The following is a 17,407-nucleotide window of genomic DNA, read 5'->3' as shown; positions in this document are numbered from 1 at the left end:
GGGTAGCGCTGAAGCGGTGGCAGTGTCGACTGGCAGGCGGAGGAATGGCAGGTCCATCCGCAGGCAGCAGGCGAGAACGGCCTCAAGGCGATTCACGAAGGTCGGTCGGCGGGCGCCTCGGCAACGGCATGCCTGGCGACTGTCTCGCGACCTTCATCATGGTGAACGTTCACAGGGCGCTGCTGGACGTCAGAGACTGTCTTGCCAAGATCTCTGACTCCGACATCTGCGCGGCGCGAATTCCTTCGCGGCCAGTGCCGGGTCCGCTTTCCGCTGACGGTTGCAGGCATCCCCCTGCGGCGGCTTCTGTCATGGACACCGTTGCTCAATGCCCTGTCGTTCGAGAGAACCCTCGGACGGGGGAGCTCAGCAGTCAGGAAAGCACGACTCTCATCATCACGCCATGTAATGCTCAAGGCCTCGCAAAATTATTTTAATTGATTGTTCAATAAAAATATAACCCCCATTACCCAAAAAGACAGGGGGACTGTCGCTTTCTCTTATGAACCTGTCGCGATCCGTCGGGCGCGAGCCCTCATGCCAGAGCCTCCCGTCAGGAATGTCGCGGAGAGAGACATTTCTGTCGCCAATGGACGAAAACGACACCGCCCCGACCACCAGAAGGCGGCCGGGGCGGCATCGTTTTCGCGTTTTCTTCCCCACAAGACCGATCAGGGTCACTTCATGGGGCGTGTCTGGCTGGCACCTGAAAAGGGGAGTCGCCTCTCAGGTGCCGCGCATCAGGCCTGCGGAGCCGGCTCGCCCGGTCCCTCCTGCGGACCACCGTGCGGGCCGCCATGACGCATGCCATTGGCCATGAAGGCCTCCAGCGCGTCCAGCTGTTCGGCGGACAGGACATCAGCCAGTTTCTCGCGGCCTTCCTGACGCAGTTCCAGGCGCTGCTCCTTCATCTCCTTGCGCATTTCCTGACGGGCCGCGACACGCTCCTGTCTGGTGTCGGCGTCCTTCATGGCATCCCGCATGTCGTCGTGCATCTCTTTCATGCTGTCATGCATCTCGTCACGCATTTCCTTGCGGACTTCCTTGAGCGCCTGCATCTGATCATCGCTCAGATTCCAGCTTGCCAGCAGGGCCTTCATGCCTTCGCGCTGTTGACGCTCCGCCATCTTCGGGCCGCGCTTGTCGCGCTGGTGCATCATGTCCAGCACCTTGATCTGGTCATCGTTGAGCACCTTGGCGAGGCGCTCGTGCTGCGTCTCGCGCAGTTCCTTGAAGGCGGCCTTGCGCGCTTCACGCGAGTCGAAGTCGGTCTCCTTGAGCGACTTCATGTCGTCGCGCATGGCATCGAAGGAATCCTTGAGGGACGCACGCTGGTCCTCATCCAGGTTCCAGCTGTCGAACAGGGCGCCCATCAGTGCCATGCGCTGATCGCCATCGCGTCCCATGTGCTTGCCGCCGGCCGGCTTGTCCTTCATGGCCATCGGCTTGTCGCCATGCTTGCCGGCCCCATCAGGGCGCTTGGCATCATGCTTGCCGTGCATCGGCTTGCCTGCGGCCCAGTAGGCTTCAAGCACTTTGACCTGGTTGTCGTCGAGAATCTCGGCGAGGGCCGCCTTGTGCTGATCACGCTGGGCCTTGATGGCATCACGACGTGCTTCGCGAGAGTCGAAGGTCTGTTCCTTGAGCTGCTTGCGGCTTTCCATCTGCTGCTGCTTCAGCGTTTCGAGCTTCTGTTTCTGAGCATCGCTGAGGTGCCAGCTGGCGAGAATCTTGTCCAGGCCTGCCTGGCGGCCGGCGGCACCGTCGTGCTGTTCCTGTTGCTTGACGCCGCTGGCGGCCATGGCGGTCATCGGCAGTGCCAGGGCGGTCAGCAGACCGGAAACGATGAGCTTGCGAGAAATGCGGTTCATGGCGTACTCCGTATGTCGAGATAAAGAACTGCGTTCATGCGATATAGCGAGTATCGGCGGCGAATGTGCCGGGATTGTGCAAGTACTCGCGGGTAAGTGTGCAATGTGTCATGTCAGGATCTGCAACGCTGTCGCGGCAGCCTGCCACGAGGCCGTCAGTGCCGGGCTTGCTTGCCCGTGCTGGCCTTGTCGGGGTAGTGGCGATCGAAGTGCTGATGAAAACGGCTTGTCTGCTCGGCGTTCAGGATTCTGTCGACCTTGGCCAGATAGTCCTGACGGGCCTTGGCCAGCGCCTTTGCATCGTGGTGGCTCTCGGCCGCCTGACGCTGTTGGCGGTAGTGACGATATTGCGTGTCGAGGGTGTCGCGCTGACTGACGTTCAGGCTGATGCCATCCAGCAATACGCTCAGGGAGACATCGGCGGCGCTGGCGCTGCTCACGGTCAGCGGTGACACCATCAGCATGACGCTCAGCATGCCGGCACTGATCAGACGAGTGCGAGGACGCGCACGCTTGGCAGGACGGTGGGACATGGCGAATACCTCACTTGTGGCGTGAGCCCGAGCTCATGCGGCAGTCGATGTCGCGTACTCAGGCAGTGATGACAGTATCCGTCGCAGTTGGACAGCAAGTTAGCACCGCGGGTGCAACAAAAACGCAACCGCCGTCTGTGGTCACAGACGGCGGTTGTCATGTTGCTGAAAGGTTCGCGGGCCCGGGGAGAGGCGGGGAGTCAGTCCAGCACGTCAGGCTCGAACTTGTAGCCGACGCCGTAGATGGAGCGGATCACGTCGCGCTCCGGCCAGGCACTGGCGATCTTGCGGCGCAGCTTCTTCACGTGGGAATCCACGGTGCGCTCCGAGACGATGCGGTGATCCCGGTACATGTGGTCCATCAGCTGATCACGGGAGAAGATGCGCCCCGGTGATTGCATCATCACCTTGAGCAGCTGGAACTCGACGGCGGTCAGCCCCAGGTCATGGCCATCCGCCAGGGCCTGCCAGCCTTCTTCGTTGAGCGTCAGCTGGCCCTTGGCGGAGCTTTGCGAGAGCGTCTGGTCGAGTGCCTGGCTGCGACGCAGCACGGCCTTGATGCGGGCGACCACCTCGCGCGGGCTGAAGGGTTTGCAGATGTAGTCATCGGCGCCCAGCTCCAGCCCCAGCAGGCGATCCACTTCCTCGACGCGGGCGGTCAGCATCACGATGGGCAGCAGGCCGTCTTCAGCGCGCAGCTGACGGCACAGGGTGAGGCCATCGGTGCCCGGCAGCATCAGGTCGAGCAGGACCAGTGCCGGTCTCTCGTCATTGACCGCGGCGATGACGGCATTGCCATCATCCACGTGGCGGGTGCGATAACCGCTGCCATTCAGATAATCGCACAGCAGGCTGGCGATCTTGGGCTCATCCTCGACCACCAGAATCAGTGGCTTGCGAGATTGTGCCTGGTCATCGGAGTGGTCGGCGTGAATGTCGCTCATGGTCAAGAGTCCTTGCGGATGAAAAAGAGTCAGTCTCAAGTAGACAACAGCGGCAGGCGAATGTCCCATCGCAGCCCGCCCAGTGTGGAGTGCCCCGGCACCAGCTCGCCTTCATGGGCACTCACCAGCGCGCTGGCGATGGCCAGCCCCAGCCCGCTGCCACCGCTTGAGCGATTGCGCGAGTTCTCGACGCGATACAGTCGCTCGGTGAGGTGGGCAAGCTCGGCGTCCGGCACGCCGGGGCTGGAATCCTCCCAGCGCACGATCGCCCAGCCGGGGTGGCCGGCTCCCTGGGCGGGGCTGGCGGCTTCGTGCAGCAGACTGACCTTGAGTCTGCCCGGTGCATCGGTATAGGCACGGGTGTTGCTGGCCAGGTTGCTCCACAGCTGATGCAGGCGTTGCGTGTCGCCCAGCACCCGCAGCGGCAGCGGGATGTCGATCTCCAGTGCGATCCCGGCATCCGCCAGCCAGCCGCGCAGGTCGTCCAGGCTGTCACGGAGCTGGGTATCCAGCGCCAGCGGCTCGCGCCAGGCTTCCAGCGTACCGGCATCGCTCTGTGCCAGCAGGCGCAGGTCCGCCACCAGGCGATTGAGGGCGTCCACCTCCTGGGCCAGCGAGCCGAGGCTTGAATGGCTCATCGGGCGGAAGCCATCCTGCATGGCTTCAATCTCACCCTTGAGCACCGCCAGGGGAGTCCGCAGCTCGTGGGAGATGTCGCTGACCCAGCGCTGGCGGGAATCGCGATTGCTCTCCAGTGTCGCCGCCAGGGCATTGAAGTCCTCGGCCAGCCGCGACAGCTCATCCTGCCCGCGGACCGGCAGACGGGTGGCATAGTCGCCACTCGACAGGCGATTGGCACCAGAGGCCAGGTCACGGACGCGGTGCCCCAGCCACCAGGCGATCCCGGCGGCCGCCAGCAGCGAGGCGAAGGCGGATGAGAGCATGATGATGGCCAGATCGCGCGACTGACGTTCCAGATACTGGTCCTTGCCGCGTTTCAGCATCTCGCTTACCGGCAGATAGCCGAGTTCTCCGATCTTGCTGCCATCAAGCATCAGGTCCTTGAACTGCATGCCGGGAATGGGGCGCGGTGCCCCATTGAGACGCTGGCCATCGGCATCACGCAGCATGTAATCCTGTGGGCGCGTCATGTTGGGCCCCAGCAGCATGGCCTGCTCTCCGACCGGCGGGCGCGACATGCCGGGGCCGGGCATCATGCTGTCCTCCCGTCCCGGCGGGCGCGACATGCCGGGGCCGGGCATCATGCTGTCCTCCCGGCCTGGCGGCGGTGACATGCCGGGCCCGGGCATCATGCCGTCCTCTTCGCTCGGCGGGCGGGAGTGCACGATACGCCCCCAGTTGCGCCGACTCTTGAGCCATTGCCAACTGCCCTCGGCGGCATAGGCGCTGATCAGGTCCGTCGAGATCATCTCGACGCGCTCCTGCTGGGTCTGCTGCAGGTACTCGGCGAAGCCCTTGTCCATGCTCTTGGAAATGAACAGGTAGATGCTGCCGCCGATCACGACATTGGTCAGCAGCAGGATCACGAACAGGCGGACCGAAAGTCTCGAACGCAGGGCGGTCACGGGTTGGATCATGACGCACGTTCCTCCTGAGACGGGGTGCGGGGTGGCAGTCCCAGCAGGCGACGCAGGCTGTGCTGCAGGTCTTCCAGCAGCAGATAGAGCGACGGCACCAGGATCAGCAGGATGACCGTCGCGAACAGGATGCCGAAGCCGATGGAAACGGCCATCGGGATCATGAAGCGAGCCTGGCGCGAGGTCTCGAAGATCATCGGCGCGAGACCGAAGAAGGTGGTCAGCGTGGTCAACAGGATCGGACGCAGACGTCGCGTGGCCGCCATGATGATCGCCTCACGCGCACTGGCTCCGGCCAGCCGCTGGCGGTTGGCATAGTCGATGAGGACCAGCGCATCGTTGATGACGATGCCCGACAGCGCCAGCATGCCCATCAGGCTGATCACCGACAGCCCGTAGCCCATCAGCTGATGGCCGATCACCGCGCCGATCAGGCCGAAGGGAATCGCCGTCATCACCAGCAGCGGCTGCAGGTAGCTTCTGAACGGCAACGCCAGCAGCAGATAGAGTGCCGCCAGTGTCAGCAGCAACGACACCTGCAGGGACCCCAGGTTGTCGGCGGTCTCCTCCTGACGTCCGCCATAGCCGATGCTCAGAGTTGGATACTGACTCTTCAGCTCGGGATAGACATCGCTTTCCAGACTGGTGATCACCTGACTGACCGCATCGGACGGCGTGACGTTGGCGGTGACCTCGATCACGCGGCGACCATCGATGCGCAGGATGCTGGAGGCGGCGCGTCCCTGCTGGATGTCGGCCACCAGTCCCAGCGGCACGCTGACGCCGTCGGCCGTCTGCACGCCGAAATTCTCCAGCTGGGCCAGACTCGCGCGCTGGGCTTCGGGCAACAGCACCTTGACCTCGACCTCATTGCGCCCCTGCTGCTGCTTGAGTGCCGTGGCGCCGGACAGCGGTCCGCGCAGCTGGTTGGCCAGCGTCGCGCCGTCCAGTCCCAGCGAGCGTCCATAGGCATTGAGCTGCAGATAGAGCTCGCGCTTGCCGTCATCCAGGCCGCTGTCGATATCCGACAGCGAGCTGTAATCCTCAAGCGAGGTCGCCAGGGTCGCGGCGGCTGCCATCAGCGCGGCACTGTCGGAGGATGACAGTCGAATGGTGAGGCCCGCGCCGCGTCCCGGCCCGCCGATATCGGATTCGAACAGCAGCGATTCGGTATTGGCGATGGTGCCCGCTTCCTCGCGCCAGGCCTTGATCAGCTGCGAGGGAGACCAGTTGTTCTCCACCGTGGTGTCCAGATTGGCGATGATGCTCAGCGAGTTGCCTTCTATCTCGGCGCTGGTGGAAAAGACCGCCAGGTCGGCTTCGCGCTCGCGCACGCGGTCCAGCGCCGCCAGCAGCAGGGTGCGCACTTCGCGGTCCTGGCTGATCGGGCTGCCCACCGGCAGATTGGCGGTGACGCCGGCGCGGTTGGATTCCACTCGTGGCATCAGCGAGAAGCCGAGACGGCCACTGGCCATCCAGGCCATCGCCAGCACCAGCAGCGCCAGGCCACAGATGGCGGTCAGACCACGGTAGTTCAGACACCCCTCGAGGAAGGGCTGGAAGCGCTGACGCGTGAAGCGCTCAAGTCCGTGCTGGACGCCGTGACGCACGCGGTCCAGCGGTGCCAGCCAGCGAATCGGCTTTTCGCTGGTGTGTCCCAGGTGCGCGGGCAGGATGAAGATCGCCTCGATCCAGCTCAGCGCGAAGATGCTGATCACCACCAGCGGGATGATGCCGAATACCAGCCCGAGGAAGCCGGGCAGGAACAGCAGCGGAATGAAGGCCACGATGTTGGACAGGATCGAGAACGCCAGTGGCACCGCGATCTCGCGTGCGCCGAGGATGGCGGCTTCGCGCATGCTGGCGCCGCGCTCGCGATGCGAGTGGATGTTCTCGCCGACGATGATGGCGTCATCCACCACGATGCCCAGCGCGATGATGAAGGCGAACATCGAGATCATGTTGATGGACACGCCGACCAGCGGCAGGAACAGCATCGCGCCCAGGAAGGCCGTGGGGATGCCCAGGGTGACCCAGAAGGCGAGGCGCGCCTCCAGGAACAGGCCCAGCAGCACCAGCACCAGCACCAGCCCCATCCAGGCGTTCTTGAGCAACAGTTCCAGACGGTCCTGGTAGACCAGCGAATCATCGTCCTCGACACTCAGCGTCAGGCCGCGCGGCAGGCTGGCGGACAGCTCCGGCAGCATCGCCATGGTCGCGGCGGACAGCTCGTTGGGTGTCTGGGAGCCGACCTGATAGATGTCCAGGCCGATCGCCGGTTCACCGTCATAGAGCACTTCCTTGTCACTGTCGGCGAAGCCGTCGGTGACGGTGGCGATATCGCCCAGGCGGATGACATTGCCTTCCTGACTGGAGATCACCGGCAGCTGCGCGAACTCGGCGGCACCGTCGCGTCGCGCCTCGTAGCGCACCAGGTACTCGCCCTGCTGGGTGTCCAGACTGCCGCCGGCCAGGTTGAGCGCCTGATTGCCGATCAGGCTGGCCACATCCTGATGCGAGAGGCCGTAACGGCGCAGCGCCCCTTCCTCCAGTGACACGTGCACTTCCCGGTCACGGATGCCGGTCAGCTCCACCTTGGTGATGTCGTTGCTGTCCAGCAGGCTCAGGCGCAGACGCTCGGCGACGTTGCGCAGGGTCTGGTCATCCGTCTGGCCGTGCAGCTTGAGTTCCATCACGCTGCGCGAGCGACCTGCCAGCGAGTAGACGGGCGGATCGGACTCATCGGGCAGGGTAGTGATGCTGTCGATGGCCTGCTGGATGTCCTGGTAGGCGCGCATGGTCTCGACGCCATCCTGAAGCTCGATGGACAGTGAGCCGAGGCCTTCCTCGGCCGTGGCGGTGATCTCCTCGATCCCCTCCACGTCCTGCACCGCGGATTCCATGGCCTGCAACAGACTCTCGGACACTTCATCGGGGGTCGCGCCGGAATAGCTGACGCTGACGTTGATGATCTCGAGCTCGAAGGAGGGGAAGACCTCCTTCTTGATCTGGCTGGACATCAGCAGACCGCCGAGAATCAGACACAGCATCAGCAGGTTGGCGGCGACACCATGATCATGCATCCAGCGGATGGGGCCCTTGAGGCGCGACGGTGCCGTCATGAGTCACTTCCGGTGGTCGTGGCGCGCTTGTCGGCAACCGTGGCGTTCTTGTCACCAGTCGCGGTGTCCTGCTCAACTGTCGCGGTGCTCTTGTCGCCAGCCGTCGTCTTGTCGTCAGCCGCCTTGTTATCAGGGGTCCTGGTGGTCGGCGTCGGCGCATCACCGCGGGCACGCAGCGCCATGCCGGCCTCGACATTGCTCAAGGCACTCACGATGACCCGCTCGCCATCGCTCAGCCCCCCGGCGATCAGCAGGGTGTCGTTGCCCAGATGGCGCACGCCCACCGCACGTTTCTCCAGATAGCCATCCTCCGTCAGCACCCAGACCTGCTGGCCACTGCGCAGGGCGCTGACCGGCAGCTCGATCAGCGATGCGGTGCGCTGAGGTGTCAGAGTCGCTTCCACCACATCGCCCAGGCGCAGGGCCGGCGTGCTGGCGCTCGCCTCCTCGGAGACGTCGAGCGCCAATGGGTCTTCCACTGCCACCATCACCTGGGTCAGCAGGCCGTTGTCCTCCAGGGACGGCAGGACGCTCCACACTTCGCCGCGCCGATGCTGGCCCTCCGGCCATGCCTTGCTGGACAGCAGTACCGGCGTGCCCTGACCGTCACGGGCATGGGTCGAGAGCCATTCCATGTCGGCCTGCGGGAGATTGAGACGCACCCAGAAGCGGTCGGTGGCCACCAGCGTCAGCAGGTCGGTGAAGGCGTTGAGGTCACTGCCTTCGCCGACCAGACGCTCGCTGATCAGGCCGTCATAGGGCGCGCGGATCTCGGTACGTTCCAGATTGAGTCTGGCCTGGTCGCGGCTGGCGCGGGCACTGTCCACCGCGGCCTGAGCCGACTTGAGCTGAGGCTCGCGCAGCACCAGCGCTTTCTGCGCCGCCGGCAGGTTGCGACCGAAGGTCTTGTATTCCGAGGCCGCGCGGATCTGCTCGCCCTTTTCCGAGGCGAGGCTGGCTTCTGCCGTGGCGAGATCCGCCTCGGCCTGACGCAGCGCCAGCTGGTAATCCAGCTGGTCGAGACTCGCCAGCAGCTGGTTCGCGCGGACTTCACGGCCCGCCTCGATGCCCTCGGGGAAGGGCGCCAGTTGACCGCTGACCCGGGTGGATACGGTCGTCTGACGATCGGCGATCACGCGGCCGTAGCCTTCCAGTGTCGGTGCACTGGCCGTATGGCTGACCGTCACCACTTCCACGCTGGGAACCGGGGCGTCACTGGGCGCGCGCTTGGGGGCGCCGGGGCGATGGGTCATCCACCAGGCCGCCAGCGCTATCGCCAGCGCGAGAATGATCAGCGCCAGCAGGCGCATCCAGATCAGACGGCGGGAGGAGGGTGGCTTGCTGCCAGTGGCGGAGGGTGGCGATGCCGGGGTTGGCGACTCAGGGCTGTTGTCCATGCGGACTCCGGACGAAAGATGTCAGGCCCTGATGCGCAACGGCCTCTGACCAGTCGCGAGAGCGCCGAGCAGAGACGAAGGATCATGGGCCAGAATGGCGGACGAAAGGGTGGATGATCGCATGATGTCATGCAGGCGCAATGCAAAAGTGGGAAATAGCGTGCAAGACGGCGCGATAGGGAATTCTGGCATTTGCCAGGCACAAAAAAAGCTGCCACATGACGTGGCAGCTTTTCGTCAGCGCTCCGGGTCGCGGGTGTCTAGAGGAACAGCCCGATCAGCAGCGCCATGCTGACGCCGATCACGCCGATCAACGTCTCCATCACCGTCCAGCTTTTCAGGGTGTCCTTCTCGGTCAGGCCGAAGTAGCGGCTGACCAGCCAGAAGCCGGAGTCATTGACGTGGCTGAGCACGGTGGCGCCACTGGCGATGGCGATCACCACCAGCCCCAGCACCGGGCCGGACAGCGCCAGCGTATCGATCACCGGCGCCATCAGGCCGGCGGCGGTGATCATCGCCACGGTAGCCGAGCCCTGGATGACACGCACCGCGGTGGCGATCAGGAAGGCGAGCAGGATCGGTGGCAGATTGCTGTCGGCCATCAGGGTGCCGAGCACGTCACCGACGCCGGAGTCGATCAGCATCTGCTTGAAGACACCGCCAGCCCCGGTGACCAGAATGATGATGCCGGCCGGCTCGAGTGCCTTGGTGGCGACTTCCATCACCTGTTCACGCGTCATGCCGCGACGCGTGCCCAGCAAGGTGAAGGCCATCAGCGTGGCCAGACTCAGCGCCACGAAGGGATGGCCGAGAAAGCCCAGCCAGCCGACCAGCGGACTGTCGTCACCGAACAGGAAGCCGGAGACGGTGTTGAGCACGATCAGCGCCAGCGGAAGCAGCACGATGGACAGGATCAACCCGAAGCCCGGTGCGCGCTGATTGACCTCTTCATCGCTCATCACGCTGCCGGCATTTTCCATGTACTCCGGGATCCTGGCATCGATACGCTTGGCGATGAAGCGACCGAAGATCGGGCCCGCGACGATCATCGCCGGCAGACCGCACAGCGCCCCGAACAGGATCACGTAGCCGAGGTCGGCGCCGATCAGCTTGGCGACCGCGATCGGCCCCGGCGTCGGCGGAATAAAGGAGTGGGTGACGGCCAGACCGGCCAGCAGCGGAATGCCGTAATAGAGCAGCGAGCGGCCGCTGCGGCGTGCCAGTGCATAGACCAGCGGCACCAGGATGATGAAGGCCACATCCAGGAATACCGGAATCGCGACCAGGAAGCCGGTCAGCGCCAGCGCCCACTGGGAGCGTGAGGTCCCGAAGCGCCCCAGCAGGGTATTGGCCATGCGGTCGACGCCGCCGGACACTTCCAGCATCTTGCCGAACATCGCGCCGAGCCCGACCACGGTGGCCACGAAGCCCAGGGTGTTGCCCATGCCGTTGGTGACGGAATCGATGATGGCGTCGGGCTGCATGCCGGTGGCCAGCCCGACCCCCAGACTCACCACCAGCAGGGCGACGAAGGCGTGCAGGCGCAGACGCATGACGAGGTACAGCAGCAGCAGGATACCGCCGAGGGCGGCAAGGACGAGGGTGCTATCTGGGGACATGATGGCGAACTCTTGCGGCTGGCGGTGGCGGTGCGATCTGCCACGGCCTTGGGCGTATGGTGTGAGGCGTGTCGTGTGAGGCCTGTGGTGCAGGGCCGGTTTTGCCAGACCTGTTGTGCAGACCTGTTGTGCAAGACCTGTTGCTTCGTGCAGGATGAAAGTTACCGGTAACATAAGCGTCTGTGCAATGATCCGAAAGGTGCATGTCGCCGGGTCGCCACGACATGGATGATGCCTGCGCGGGGTATCCTGCGCAGCGCCGCCGCTCATGGGCTCGCCACACAGGGTTCGCCGTGGCCGGCCCGGGTGGCAAGGTGGGACGACAGACAACACGGATATTCTTCAAGGGGAAGGGGTGTCATGCAGCAGCAGGCAGAAGGGGTGTCATCCACGGCGTCCGCTCAGGGCAGCGTCGCGCTGGACGATGAGAGCGTCACCTTGCCCGAGGGTGGGGTGCGACTGGTGGTGATGGGCGTGTCCGGGTGCGGGAAGTCGCATGTCGGCCAGGCGTTGGCGGCATGTCTGGGGGCGCAGTTCATCGACGGTGATGACTATCATGGCGAGGCCAACGTGGCCAAGATGGCGCGCGGCATCCCGCTCAATGATGAAGACCGCCATGGCTGGCTGGCCCGTCTGGTCGAGCTGATCGATGAGGCGCGTCGCGAGGGACGCAGTCTGGTGCTGGCCTGCTCCTCGCTGAAGCGACGCTATCGCGATCAGCTGCGTGGCGGGGATGCGGCGCTGGGCTTCGTGTTCCTGGAAGGCACGCGCGAGCTGTTGCTGGAGCGTCTGGAGGCACGCACCGATCACTTCTTCAAGGGCGCCGCCATGCTCGATGACCAGCTGGCGACCCTGGAGGTGCCTGAGCGTGAGACGGAGCGCGTCTATACCCTCGACATCAGTGCCACACCGCAGGCGTTGGTCGAACAGGTGTGTCAGCAGCTGACGGCGCAGCACGCATCCTCGAAAGCGCTCACGCCCGGGGCAGACTCCCGCCTCTCTGCAGGCTGAAGCCCAGGTCTTCCCACAGGCCACGCGGCGTGGAGGCGTGGTCGCCGCTCAGGCGTGCCAGCAGCAGGGCGGCGGTGCGTTCGCCGATCTCTCGGCGCGGCGTGACCACGCTGGCAAGCGCAGGCCAGGTGCCACGGGTCATCTCCAGACCATTGAAGCCGGCCAGCGCCAGCCGTGCCGGCACTTCCAGGCCGCGACGCTGACACTCGAACAGTGCACCGGCGGCCAGGTCGTCGTTGCAGCAGAAGACGGCGTCGAGATTCGGCCACCGAGTCAGCATCTCGTCCAGCAATTCGCCGCCCAGCTTGACGCTTGAGGGTGCCGGAGTGGTCATCAGGTACTCCTGTGACAGGCCGGCGGCCTCGACGGCGGCGCGCCAGCCCGCCAGACGCTGCTCGACGCGGCGGTCCATGCGCGCGGCCAGAAAGCCGATGTGCCGGCGGCCACTCTCGATCATCGCCTCCGCCATGGCGCGGCCGGCGGCGTGCTGATCCAGCCCCACCGCCATGTCCAGTGGCGCCTCACGCTTTTCCATGCACTCCACCACGGCACAGCCGGAGCGCGCGATCATCTCGGTGACGCGTTCGCTGTGGCGGCTGCCGCACAGCACCAGACCATCCACGCCGAACGAGAGCCAGGTCTCGATCAGGCGCTCCTCTTCTTCCATCGAATAGCCGGTATGGCCGATCAGCAGCTGATAGCCGGCGGCGGCCAGCGGTGCCTCAAGCCCCCGATGCAGTTCCGAAAACACGGCATTGGACAGTGACGGGATCAGCAGCGCGATCAGCCGGGAGCGACCACTGGCGAGGCTGCCGGCCTGGCGGTTGGGCATGTAACCCAGTTCGCGGGCGCACTCCCGTACCCGCTCGCGCATGGCGGCGGAGACCTTCTCGGGCTGGTTGAGCGCGCGCGAGACCGTGACCTTGGTCACGCCCAGGCGAGCGGCGATGTCGGCGAGCGTCACGCGTCTGGGGCGCGGTGGAGTGTGATGCAGAGGCGGCATGGCAATGTCAGGCGCTGGAAAGAGAGAGGCCGAGTGTCACCGTTCCGGGGTGTCATCGGCAAGGACCACGACGTCAGACGTGGCTGAGCGAGAGCAGGAACAGGATCATCGGCGGCGAGGCCAGCGAGAGCAGAAAGCCGGATACGACGGCCACGGGCACGCAGGCAACGCCGCCGGTCTGCTGGATGACCGGCAAAGTGAAGTCCATCGAGGTCGCGCCGCCGAAGCCGATGGCCAGCGGCGTGAAGCGTTGGATGGTCAGCGGGATCAACAGGAAGGCGAGCAGTTCGCGGCTCAGGTCATTGAAGAAGGCTGCGCCACCCAGAATCGGCCCGAGCTGATCACCGATCAGGATGCCTGACAGCGAATACCAGCCGAAACCGGCCGACATCGCCATGCCCTGATTCCAGTCGAGTGCCAGAAGCGGTGCCGCCAGCAGTCCGCCCAGCAGCGAGCTCGCCATCACCGTCAGCGCGATGAACAGGCCATGGCGGTTGAGCAGGATCTGGCGCAGGCTCATGCCGGAGCTTCTCAGCTGGCAGCCGATCAACGCCAGCAGGGCATAGAGTGCCCACTCGGCCAGGGTGTCGGTGTCGAGCGAGATCTCCATCAGTCCCAGCACGACGCCCGCCGCGACGCCCAGCGCGACCGCCGCCGCCAGTGTCAGGGAGCCGGACAGCGCTTCCCAGCGGGTCATCGGCGCTCCTTCCACCACGCGTGAGGCATCCGCACGCAGTGCACTGCGACGTGACAACGCCCACAGTGCCAGCAGATTCAATGGCGTGATGATGGCGAACAGAATCACCGCCTGCCCGCTCATGGCGGCCATGCCGGCGCCGAGTTGCTCCAGCCCGGCAAGCCCCATGCCCATCAGGAACAGGATGACGTAGATCGAGGCATTCACCAGCTGATTGACGACCGCCAGACGTGCGGGCTGCTCGATACGCACCAGATAGCCGAGAATCAGCGGCAGCAGGATGAAGATGAGACCCGAGAGCATGACCCTTCCTTGTCATTGGCCGTCGACAGGACCAGAGCGACGTAAGCGATTGATTGTCAGTGAGTATCACTGGGAAGGGTTACTGTAACGATTGCCGGGGACAGAGGGTATCCCCGGGAGTGGATCCTGCGCGATAACTGCTGATGGGGGATCAGCGCGGCTTATGCCGCGGCCTGGACACCGAGCACCGGACACCGAGCCTCACGACGGGTCACGGACTGGCCTGGCGCCGCGAGCTGCTGAGCCGGTCGAGGGTCAGATGTGCGGAGCGCTCCGGGACTTCACCTGCGGGGCTGTCCTCGTAGTCGAGGTAGTCGAGAGCCACCATCAGGCCCGGCCAGCGGGGGGCCAGCCACAGGCGGTAGTGCTTCTGATCACGATGCTTGCGCCAGGTGTCCAGCCGCAGGGTGCGGAAGGTCTGACCGGCGGCCACGCGGGATTCCTGTGCCTGGATCTCATACATCAGTGTCCGGGTGCGCCCCTTGTGATCCAGATATTCCAGCGCACAGGGGGCTCCCGTCAGGCAACTTCCCGCGGCCCACTGGGCATCGGCCTGCTGGCTCAGCAGTACCAGCAGGGTCTGGCGGTCGGGGAGGAGCGTCTCGTCAGGCTCGGGTGCCTCGCGGCTGTAGTCCTTGCCGATACCCGCCAGACGATAACCGGAACGATACCCGGCCGGCTGCAGCTGGCCCTCCTTGAGGAGGAAGCGTCCCTGCTCGTAGCCACTGGCCACCTTGATGGAGGCCTCCATGCTGGCGATGTAAAGCTCCCCGCTCTGGCTGATGCGCTGCGTGATGGGCACATCCGGCCAGCCGTCCAGCACCAGGGTGTATTGAGCGGTGAAGGGCACGGGAGACTCCGCGCTGCTCACGTCAGCGCTCGCCTGTTGCGCCGTGCTCAACAGGGCTGATCCCAGCAGCATCGCGCCAAGCCAGCCGTTCAGGCGGCGAGGCGAGGGTATCCGTCGCAGGCGTGTCCAGTGGATTCGTCGTGGTACAAGGGCAAGCATGGTGACTCCTGTCGAAGCTTTCTGTCCGCAAATGGGGCCGCCCTTGGGGAGTGGTGTCGTTCGGGGCGAGAGCATGATGATTGGGCAGCGTGGCCGCATGCAAGGTTCCCTCGCGCTGGCGCACCTCTCCTGCAAGTCGTGGATGACGCATGAGGGCCCGCTGGCGATGGCCCCGATGACAGGCGCATCAGGCACAGGACGCTATTTCAGCGCTTGCTCATGCGCGCCGGACAGGTACTCTGGGAACGCCTTGTGCGTGAGCTGCAGGCTTCCCGACATGTCAGGCAGAGGTGATGTCAGGCGAGCGCGATGCAGTGATGCCAACCCCGTTTGTTCAATCAGGAGATCATCATGGCCAGCATTGTCATCATTGCCGGAGATTTTGTGGAAGACTATGAGCTGATGGTGCCGTTCCAGGCGCTGCAGGCGATGGGTCATCGGGTCGATGTGGTATGCCCGGACAAGCGTGAAGGCGATATCGTCAAGACGGCGATCCACGACTTCGAAGGCGATCAGACCTATACCGAGAAGCCGGGTCACAACTTCGCGCTCAACGCGAGCTTCGCCGACCTCAAGGCGGAAGACTACGATGCGCTGCTGATCCCCGGTGGCCGCGCTCCCGAGTACCTGCGTCTGGACGAGCGCGTGCTGAACCTGGTGCGTCACTTCGTCGAGGCCGACAAGCCCATCGCCGCCGTCTGTCATGGCCCGCAGCTGCTGGCGGCTGCCATGTCGCTGGAAGGCCATCGCGTCAGCGCCTATCCGGCCTGCGCGCCGGAGGTCAAGCTGGCAGGTGGCGAATTCGTGTCACTGGAAGTCACCGATGCCGTGACCTCCGGCAAGCTGGTGACCGCGCCGGCCTGGCCGGCCCACCCGGAGTGGCTGCGTCAGTTCAATGCCCTGCTGGCATGAGGCGTGACTGACCTCCATTGCGGCTGACATGAGCCGTGGCACGAGCTGCCATCGCGCCTCGTGATGCCTGACGACGACACCCCGCCCTTGGCGGGGTGTCGTCGTTTCAGGCGGTGAGTCTTTCGATCCAGGCGCGATGCGGGGCGAGGCGTGACTGGTGTTCCGCCCGCCAGACGGGGTCGCCCAGGGTGCTGGCGTAGCGGCTGGCATGATCACAGGCCAGCAGCAGCCAGCTACCCGTCAGCGCCTCGCCGCGGGCGTGCTTGAGCTCGAGGGTTTCCAGCAGGCCCGCGAAGGCGGTGCCGGTGGAGGGCCCGACGGCAAGCCCGGCATGCTCTGCCAGCCATAGTGCCGCCGCCTGGCTGCGGGCATCCGCGATGCGTCGATAATCATCGAAGTGCACGGGGTCGAACGCCTCCAGTACACAGGGGCGGCCAATGCCCTCGATGGGGTTGGGTGCCTGGGGCGCGGGCAGTGAGGTCATGCGGGTGCCATGGGTGTGATGGTGCTGCCAGCAGGCGTGATAGACGGAGTGTTCGGGGTCCACGCCGATTACGCGAGCGCCATGGCCCCTGTGGTGTAGAGGCCCCGAGTGGTGAAAAGGCCCCGTGTGGTGTAGAGGCCCCGAGTGGCGAAGAAGACCCTTGTGACGCAGATGGCGCGCGAAGGTGGCGGCGCTGCCGCCGGTGCCAGCGCCGAGAAAGACCGCTTCAAGCTCCGGTAGCTCGCGTTCGGCGATCTGTGCCAGACACTCGCCCGGCAGGCTTGTCTCGCTCTGCCAGTCGCTGGCCGTGGCGGCATGCTGGAACTGGTTGAGGAAGTGGCCGCCGCTGTCCTCGGCCAGCGCCTGGGCGGACTGGCAGAGGTGGACGGCATTCTCGATCTCCACGACACGCCCGCCCTCGTCACGAATCGCCTTCAGCTTGTCACATGCGGTGCCCTTGGGTACCACGGCGATGAATTCCAGTCCCAGGCGGCGTGCCAGCCACGCTTCAGAGACCGCCGTGGAGCCTGACGAGGCGTCGATGACCGGGCGTCCGGGACTGAGCCAGCCTTGCTTCAAGGCCTGCTCGAACAACGCCATGGCCAGTCGATGCTTGAGTGAACCACTGGCGTGGGCGCGCTCGTCCTTGATCAGCACGCGCGCCTCGCCAAGCCCGCAAAGCGCAAGCTCCCTGAGCGGAGTGACGGGCGTGGCTGCCTTCAAGGCGGCCAGCTGTGCCAGGCACTCCTGTCGCCATGCTTCCAGAGGCGCCCTGTGCAGCAAGTCCTCCGAGGGAGTGGCGAGTGAAGAGGGCGCACACGGCGAGCGAGGGGGAAAGGCAGTGGTCGGCATGGCAGCAGTTCCTGTCGCGGGGAGGAGCCTTCATGGTACGACCGGCTGTCTG

General features: G+C 65.0%; 13 protein-coding genes. 2 read left to right on the top strand and 11 right to left on the bottom strand.

The window, feature by feature from the left end; all coding sequences use genetic code 11:
* Window positions 1-740: 740 nt before the first annotated feature.
* The 7 genes from AC26AR_RS13600 to AC26AR_RS13570 all read right to left on the bottom strand — a co-directional run bounded on the left by AC26AR_RS13600 (window position 741) and on the right by AC26AR_RS13570 (window position 11,084).
* Window positions 741-1,871, bottom strand: coding sequence for a hypothetical protein (locus AC26AR_RS13600; RefSeq protein ID WP_488107203.1), 1,131 nt, complete (start codon window positions 1,869-1,871; stop codon window positions 741-743).
* A gap of 155 nt (window positions 1,872-2,026) precedes the next feature.
* On the bottom strand, window positions 2,027-2,404 hold the full coding sequence (locus AC26AR_RS13595) for a hypothetical protein (RefSeq protein WP_077378389.1): 378 nt from the start codon (window positions 2,402-2,404) through the stop codon (window positions 2,027-2,029).
* Between the two features lie 200 nt (window positions 2,405-2,604).
* The gene (locus AC26AR_RS13590; protein ID WP_077378392.1) at window positions 2,605-3,348 is read right to left on the bottom strand and encodes a response regulator; all 744 of its coding nucleotides are present in this window, start codon (window positions 3,346-3,348) and stop codon (window positions 2,605-2,607) included.
* A gap of 35 nt (window positions 3,349-3,383) precedes the next feature.
* Window positions 3,384-4,946 (bottom strand): ATP-binding protein, encoded by a 1,563-nt coding sequence (locus tag AC26AR_RS13585; protein ID WP_417285801.1) that lies wholly within the window; start codon window positions 4,944-4,946, stop codon window positions 3,384-3,386.
* Window positions 4,943-8,068 carry an efflux RND transporter permease subunit gene (locus AC26AR_RS13580; protein ID WP_084207932.1) on the bottom strand — a complete coding sequence of 1,042 codons (3,126 nt, stop codon included), beginning with the start codon at window positions 8,066-8,068 and terminating at the stop codon, window positions 4,943-4,945. Before AC26AR_RS13580 ends, AC26AR_RS13585 begins: the two co-directional genes overlap by 4 nt.
* Window positions 8,065-9,465 carry an efflux RND transporter periplasmic adaptor subunit gene (locus tag AC26AR_RS13575; RefSeq protein WP_488107202.1) on the bottom strand — a complete coding sequence of 467 codons (1,401 nt, stop codon included), beginning with the start codon at window positions 9,463-9,465 and terminating at the stop codon, window positions 8,065-8,067. Before AC26AR_RS13575 ends, AC26AR_RS13580 begins: the two co-directional genes overlap by 4 nt.
* Before the next feature lie 260 nt (window positions 9,466-9,725).
* The gene (locus AC26AR_RS13570) at window positions 9,726-11,084 is read right to left on the bottom strand and encodes a GntT/GntP/DsdX family permease (protein WP_141392694.1); all 1,359 of its coding nucleotides are present in this window, start codon (window positions 11,082-11,084) and stop codon (window positions 9,726-9,728) included.
* Window positions 11,085-11,444: 360 nt separating this feature from the next.
* On the opposite strand from AC26AR_RS13570, the gene AC26AR_RS13565 reads away from it, so the two are divergent.
* Complete coding sequence (locus tag AC26AR_RS13565; RefSeq protein WP_307722835.1) at window positions 11,445-12,095, top strand: gluconokinase; 651 nt, start codon at window positions 11,445-11,447, stop codon at window positions 12,093-12,095.
* On the opposite strand, the gene AC26AR_RS13560 is transcribed toward AC26AR_RS13565, so the two are convergent.
* The 3 genes from AC26AR_RS13560 to AC26AR_RS13550 all read right to left on the bottom strand — a co-directional run bounded on the left by AC26AR_RS13560 (window position 12,058) and on the right by AC26AR_RS13550 (window position 15,107).
* The gene (locus AC26AR_RS13560; RefSeq protein WP_176493545.1) at window positions 12,058-13,098 is read right to left on the bottom strand and encodes a LacI family DNA-binding transcriptional regulator; all 1,041 of its coding nucleotides are present in this window, start codon (window positions 13,096-13,098) and stop codon (window positions 12,058-12,060) included. The genes AC26AR_RS13565 and AC26AR_RS13560 overlap by 38 nt on opposite strands.
* Before the next feature lie 73 nt (window positions 13,099-13,171).
* Window positions 13,172-14,098, bottom strand: a complete 927-nt coding sequence (locus AC26AR_RS13555) for a LysO family transporter (protein WP_077378410.1) — start codon at window positions 14,096-14,098, stop codon at window positions 13,172-13,174.
* A 211-nt stretch (window positions 14,099-14,309) separates the two neighbouring features.
* Complete coding sequence (locus AC26AR_RS13550) at window positions 14,310-15,107, bottom strand: hypothetical protein (protein WP_139345491.1); 798 nt, start codon at window positions 15,105-15,107, stop codon at window positions 14,310-14,312.
* A 351-nt stretch (window positions 15,108-15,458) separates the two neighbouring features.
* Here AC26AR_RS13550 and AC26AR_RS13545 point away from each other — a divergent pair, with 351 nt between their 5' ends.
* Window positions 15,459-16,019 carry a DJ-1/PfpI family protein gene (locus AC26AR_RS13545; protein WP_077378415.1) on the top strand — a complete coding sequence of 187 codons (561 nt, stop codon included), beginning with the start codon at window positions 15,459-15,461 and terminating at the stop codon, window positions 16,017-16,019.
* Window positions 16,020-16,125: 106 nt separating this feature from the next.
* On the opposite strand, the gene AC26AR_RS13540 is transcribed toward AC26AR_RS13545, so the two are convergent.
* Window positions 16,126-17,355 carry a PLP-dependent cysteine synthase family protein gene (locus AC26AR_RS13540; RefSeq protein WP_488107201.1) on the bottom strand — a complete coding sequence of 410 codons (1,230 nt, stop codon included), beginning with the start codon at window positions 17,353-17,355 and terminating at the stop codon, window positions 16,126-16,128.
* Window positions 17,356-17,407 lie beyond the last annotated feature (52 nt).

Source organism: Cobetia sp. PS-4MA (assembly GCF_057670765.1).
This window is presented reverse-complemented; position numbering and strand designations above follow the sequence as displayed.